Annotated in this window: 13 protein-coding genes; 9 read left to right on the top strand and 4 right to left on the bottom strand. The window is 42.6% G+C overall.

Annotated elements, in window-relative coordinates; all coding sequences use genetic code 11:
• The 3 genes from AC3LHT_RS08515 to AC3LHT_RS08505 form a co-directional block, all read right to left on the bottom strand.
• Positions 1-323: hypothetical protein (locus AC3LHT_RS08515; RefSeq protein WP_488662588.1), on the bottom strand; the 323-nt coding region annotated here is incomplete at its 3' end.
• A 17-nt stretch (positions 324-340) separates the two neighbouring features.
• Entirely contained in the window at positions 341-1,171 is an 831-nt protein-coding gene (locus tag AC3LHT_RS08510; RefSeq protein WP_488662587.1) for a phosphoadenosine phosphosulfate reductase family protein, read from the bottom strand.
• Positions 1,172-1,175: 4 nt separating this feature from the next.
• Entirely contained in the window at positions 1,176-1,475 is a 300-nt protein-coding gene (locus AC3LHT_RS08505) for a hypothetical protein (protein ID WP_488662586.1), read from the bottom strand.
• Between the two features lie 392 nt (positions 1,476-1,867).
• Between AC3LHT_RS08505 and AC3LHT_RS08500 the strand changes: the two genes are divergently transcribed.
• The 9 genes from AC3LHT_RS08500 (at position 1,868) to AC3LHT_RS08460 (ending at position 4,713) form a co-directional block, all read left to right on the top strand.
• Positions 1,868-2,545 carry a hypothetical protein gene (locus AC3LHT_RS08500; protein ID WP_488662585.1) on the top strand — a complete coding sequence of 226 codons (678 nt, stop codon included), beginning with the start codon at positions 1,868-1,870 and terminating at the stop codon, positions 2,543-2,545.
• Position 2,546: 1 nt separating this feature from the next.
• Complete coding sequence (locus AC3LHT_RS08495; protein WP_488662584.1) at positions 2,547-2,741, top strand: hypothetical protein; 195 nt, start codon at positions 2,547-2,549, stop codon at positions 2,739-2,741.
• Position 2,742: 1 nt separating this feature from the next.
• Positions 2,743-2,982: a hypothetical protein gene (locus AC3LHT_RS08490; RefSeq protein WP_488662583.1), complete on the top strand. Its 240-nt coding sequence runs from the start codon at positions 2,743-2,745 to the stop codon at positions 2,980-2,982.
• 1 nt (position 2,983) lies between these two features.
• Positions 2,984-3,166, top strand: coding sequence for a hypothetical protein (locus AC3LHT_RS08485; RefSeq protein WP_488662582.1), 183 nt, complete (start codon positions 2,984-2,986; stop codon positions 3,164-3,166).
• Between the two features lie 17 nt (positions 3,167-3,183).
• A complete protein-coding gene (locus AC3LHT_RS08480) occupies positions 3,184-3,522 on the top strand; it encodes a hypothetical protein (RefSeq protein WP_488662581.1) in 339 nt (112 codons plus the stop codon).
• Entirely contained in the window at positions 3,519-3,830 is a 312-nt protein-coding gene (locus AC3LHT_RS08475) for a hypothetical protein (protein ID WP_488662580.1), read from the top strand. The genes AC3LHT_RS08480 and AC3LHT_RS08475 overlap by 4 nt, the downstream gene beginning before the upstream one ends.
• A gap of 25 nt (positions 3,831-3,855) precedes the next feature.
• The gene (locus AC3LHT_RS08470; protein ID WP_488662579.1) at positions 3,856-4,122 is read left to right on the top strand and encodes a hypothetical protein; all 267 of its coding nucleotides are present in this window, start codon (positions 3,856-3,858) and stop codon (positions 4,120-4,122) included.
• A gap of 59 nt (positions 4,123-4,181) precedes the next feature.
• Entirely contained in the window at positions 4,182-4,424 is a 243-nt protein-coding gene (locus tag AC3LHT_RS08465) for a hypothetical protein (RefSeq protein WP_488662578.1), read from the top strand.
• A 148-nt stretch (positions 4,425-4,572) separates the two neighbouring features.
• On the top strand, positions 4,573-4,713 hold the full coding sequence (locus AC3LHT_RS08460; RefSeq protein WP_488662577.1) for an AbrB/MazE/SpoVT family DNA-binding domain-containing protein: 141 nt from the start codon (positions 4,573-4,575) through the stop codon (positions 4,711-4,713).
• Between the two features lie 86 nt (positions 4,714-4,799).
• Here AC3LHT_RS08460 and AC3LHT_RS08455 read toward each other — a convergent pair.
• Positions 4,800-5,148: ribonuclease HI family protein (locus tag AC3LHT_RS08455; protein ID WP_488662576.1), on the bottom strand; the 349-nt coding region annotated here is incomplete at its 5' end.

Below are 5,148 nucleotides of genomic sequence, written 5' to 3'. Positions count from 1 at the left end.
TCGCTCTCAGGGCATGTGATATTGATGAGCGAGCGAGCAACCTGAGGGCGCATCCTCCTCTTGAACGGATACGCTATGTGGCTGAGCCACAAATCTGAATATCTCCAGATGATTTTCCTACATGCCTGTATTACCTCCTGAATGAACGTTCTCTCGCCGTCTATCTCCGAAAACCATGAGGAGCGAAAGAGGAGCTTGTCAGTATCGCCATCGCAAAAGATAAACGAATTATTCAGGATATCGTGCTCGATTTCTGTCGCTCTAAATGCTTTCAACTCTGCATAACAAAGTTGTAGTTCGTAATACCGGTTCACTATGTCCAATAGTTTCCCAGTATGTGTCATTTTATCCACCTACATAAATCGGCCTTTAATGAATGATAATATCTATCAAATTTTTTAAAAACATGCCATATACCACAATTTGTTATCCATATCCCCCCTTGTCTTTCTTCATAAACGAGATTTGCCTTGATAGTTTCATGCGCTTCAAGCCATTCTTGGAAGAACAAAGGAGATTTTTCTTTAATTTTTCGCATAGTATCAAAAGTGTTATATGGACAGATTACACAGTTCCCAGAGCTGTAAAAAAGTTCGTAGCAGGGATTTATGGGGAGCTTATTTCTCTTGATATACCTCAAAACATCATTTTTTGAAAATTGAAAGATTGGAAGAACAGAAATAGCACCCCAAAATGTATAAGGTTTTTTATTCTTCTTTATTCCTTTGGAGAACCTTTCAGAGATATATCGTTTTCTATTGGAGGAATCCGCTATTTTCATACCGGAAAACGTCACCGCATATTTTAGCTTTTGAAATTTCCTGAGCGGTTTATCTTTAAGCCTGTTGAGACACCATCTTGAGTGGTACCAAATGCATGAAGGATAACCGTATCGCCGTAACAACTCAAAAAAGTTCTCATCTGAGCGAAGGTGAATCAAGTCCAATCCATAATAATCCTCCACTACATAATGAGCATATTCGTTACAAAGCGGATGTGTATTGCCTGTTGCTTCAATATATATCACCTTAAAATTTGATTTTAAATTCTTTACAACTAAATCCAACGTGCATAACGAATCTTTCCCTCCGGAGAAGAGCACGTAATAGTTATTGTATTGACCATCCACCGAAGCTATCAATTTCTCTGCAAGCAATTCACATTTTGTCATTTCTTCATTTTCCCGTTTTTTTCTTTATTTCTTCCCTCCACCGCTTGTTTAAGATTTTCATTGCATTTGGCATCACCCATGGCCAGTACATACCGAAAAATGCGAACCCCAAGCAGACAAGAATGGCAATCGGATCCAAACCCTGATAAATCGCGGTAGGGACATTTGAATAGTTTGGATATTCACCCCGACCCCCAAAGCGAAGAGTCTTACCATGAAACTCAACAGGTACCCCTGAAGCTTCCGCAAGCTTAATAATCTCTTCGTAATCGCCGTGCCATGCTTTAATTGCAAGTTCCACCATGCGCTCCTCGATTAGTTTTTCAATCATTGAAAATAGATAGCGATGAGAATGTAAAAAACCTTTTAGTTAGAAGCATCCCCGCCCTGCACCACCTTAAGGGGAAGAGGGAGAGAAGGGGAGAAGCAAGAACAATATCCCCGCTATGGGCTTTTTAAGGGTAGTATATCTTACCCAAATGGGTAAGAATATTGAAAATACCGAAAGTCTTTTATACCCCTATACCCTATATGGTATATAGGGATATGAGAAAAGAAGAGATGATAGCGGTTTGTGATAGTCGCGCCGTTCCCGACCCGATGGGGATAGTGGCGGGATGGATGAAGGGGGAGACGCCCCGGCGGTGGTCCGCGGTTCCGGGTCCGATTCCCGGCGGGGCAGTCGGAGGTGATACCATGCCCACTACTACATATACCTCCGGTAATATAAAAGAAGTAGCGGCAGGGAGTGGCGAACCTGTCGCACATAAGAGAAACGCCGTGCTGTGTGGCGAAGTAAGAGGGATAAAAGTAAAAATCTTACCGCCACTGTTTAAGGGCGACTTAGCGACGGTAGAGGTAGGGGACGGCTTACATATCTGCGGGTGCTGCGAGTGGAAGAAGCGAGCTGTGATTAAAAAGGTTGCTGAGATGTTGCAGTGGTATCTCGACCAAGAGCGAGTAACCGGAGAATCCAACGAAGAGACACACAAAGAGGAGAATAAAAAGGAAAGAGCAGAGGAATCACAAACAGAAACCAAAAAGGAGAACCTAATAGCGAAGCGAAACAGAGCAATTAAGAAGGTATTGAGTAAAGAATTTGGTCGTGAAAATGTCAGAGTGCGAGGGGAACGGGGTACGGCATACGGTTGGGTTAATGTAACGGTGACCATACCCGCCAACTTTCGGATAACTGATGGTGGATACTACACCCAAGAGGCAAAGGAGGCTATGAACCAAACCCAGAGGAGAGTAATCGAGATATTGAAAAGAGAGGGACTTTGGGAGCAGTTAGGCATTTACTATGACGATATGCCAGACGCGAGCGAAAGGAGAGAGATAACGATAGATGTGAAATTTAGGGAGGTGTGCTGAAATGAACAACAATGAACGCGTAGCAAGATTGAAACAACTTCTGGAAATGCTCTGTGATGAGCGCTTGGAGCATTTCCGCAAATTCAGCACCGCGAAAAATGACACTCAGAGAGAATACAGCAGAGGATGCTATGAAACTATGTTGAGCGTCCTTAAGCGAATTTACAATACCCTTGAGCTTGAGGAGGTGTGCTGAAATGCAAGAAGAGGTAACAAAAATAGCAATCAGCCTAGGATATTGGGCGGATATTTCTAAGGATGAACTGGAGGCGCACCTGCGGGTCAGAAAGCGGGAACTACTCGACCTGCTTTTGAGTGGTTCAGTGAGGGACAGAGAAGAAGTAGAAAAGGAACTGAAGCTGGTGACGGATGCATTATATCTGCTGGAGCGGGTACTTCCCGCTCCACAATGGCAGATAGTAGTGAAGGAGGCATAAGATGATGGGAGTAAGAAAAGTAAACGGGTACACAATAGAGACAAGAGGAGGGGGCAGCTTTGTCAAGAGATGGGCAGTTCTCCGAGACGAGAAGTTGATCGCGATCTTTTTCAAATACAGTGAGGCAAAAAAGGCGTGCGAAACTGGCGATTTCAGTGAAGGACTGAAAAGAGATATTTATTAAAAGCGAGGTGAGCGCGCATGCAAATAAAAGAAATTCGACCGAGTGAAATGCAAAGCAACTGGCAAGATAGCTGGGAGGATCCACACGGTATCAAAAGACCGTTTGCTGCGAGTATATGCATTAATGGAGACAACATTTTTCCTTCTGATAAAGAGAAAATGGAAGCTATCGAGGCGTGGAGGAGCGGAAAAAGCACAGAGAATATCGAAGTGTTAAAAGTGAAGAAAATAGCATCGCAAAGGGAATTCAACTGGCGAAGGGCATTCAAACCAAGAAATATGGATTTTCTGTGGACGGACTACTCATGGGACCCGTACATAGTGTATGTAGCATTCAGGAGGAGGGAGAGGAAATGATGATAGGCAGGCTCGATTTTATCGTGAGGCAGCGCGGGCGTGAGATTCTAAGAATAGTGTATTTCGATGGATTGAACTTATGGTTCAAAGAGAATGCCGAGGGAAACATCACACCACTAACAGAAGAGAAAGCGATAAAATTAGTAAATGCATGGATGAAACATCACGGGGATGTGAAAGCAAGCATAAGCGGGGGATTGATTCATTATCTCCAAGCACAAGAAACCGTTGACATTGAAAAGCGTATACAGGAATTGAAGAGTATGAAGTCTATTGTTATGAGCGGGTTAGTTTTTTGTAAAAGGTAAAAAAGGTTAGGAGGCGATGTGGAAAATGAGAATAGAAACGATAGAGGGAGTGAGAGTAAAAGTTTGGGATGAAAACGAGAAAGAAGCAGACTTTAAAGACGAGGAAGTGCCATGCGGTAGGGTAAGGTGCAAGTGGCAGACAGTCTACGGGATGTCTCCAATGATAGGATATGTCGGAGTGATCCCGCTTGGATGCAAGCTATTGCAAGTGATAGACTACAAAAAATACGGGTATCAGCATATCCTGTGCAGCGAGGGAAACAAGCCACCATATTGCCCTCTGCGCAGATAACTTTTCTTTTTTATTTTTTACATCAGCCAATGCTAAAAAGGATGAAAAAGGTGGTGTGTATGAAGATAGAAATAAGCGAAGAGCAAAAAGAAAGACTCTTGATGGAATACAAAAACAACTTTGGCGTATCTTTGGTAGCCAAAGGAGAAATCAAGAGTTATTACCAAGGGATTTGCACGGGGATAGAAATCGCCTTGCGTAAACTGGGACTTGTAACCGACGAAGAAATAGCAAGGATACAAGAAGAGGAAAAGGAAGAGCAGGAAGACGAACGACCCGAACCAAGAATTTATGAGTGGTAAAAAAGGAGGCGATGTGGAAAATGACAGTAGAAGAATTTAGAAATGCTGTCGCTAAAACCGGCAGAAATATACTGCTTGGATTCATGGACGCTATGATGGGTAGGTGCTGAAAAACAACAATACTGAAAAAAGTTAGGAGGTGATGTGAATGGATGAGGTGATTCTAAAAGTGCAAGCCAAAGGGAGACTCACTCTTCCCAAACACTTAATGGAGGAAAAGGGAATCAAAGAGGGTGATTTCGTGAAAATCGTGGTTAAAAAATTGAAATTTGTGGAAGAAGAAAAATGAATAAGTTTTCTTATTTTTTCTCTTTTTTATTTCACCCAGCTCGTTTTTGGCACAAAATTCAAAAAGAGAAGAAATCCATTGAAAAACTATTCAAGTAAAAACCCGGCAGGATTGGACTCCCGTGGTATGTGCACGACAGTCACATTTGGGAGCTCTTGCAATAACTTGGTTGCTTTTTTATGCAACTGCTTGATAGAATCAGATTTCACTTTGTAGTAACCTTTCAACTGATTCACGACCAGGTTAGAATCTGAATATACGAAGACTTTCTCTTTTGGTCGCAAGTGTTTGACATAGATGAGGCCGTAGATAATCGCTAGGTATTCCGCTTTGTTGTTTGTGCCGTTACCGAGTTCCTTGATAATTTTGAAATTTCTTGTAGGCACTGACACTGCTATTCTCATCGGTCCCGGGTTTCCCCGGCACCCACCGTCA

The sequence above is a fragment of the Kosmotoga sp. genome, from assembly GCF_982836095.1.
This window is presented reverse-complemented; position numbering and strand designations above follow the sequence as displayed.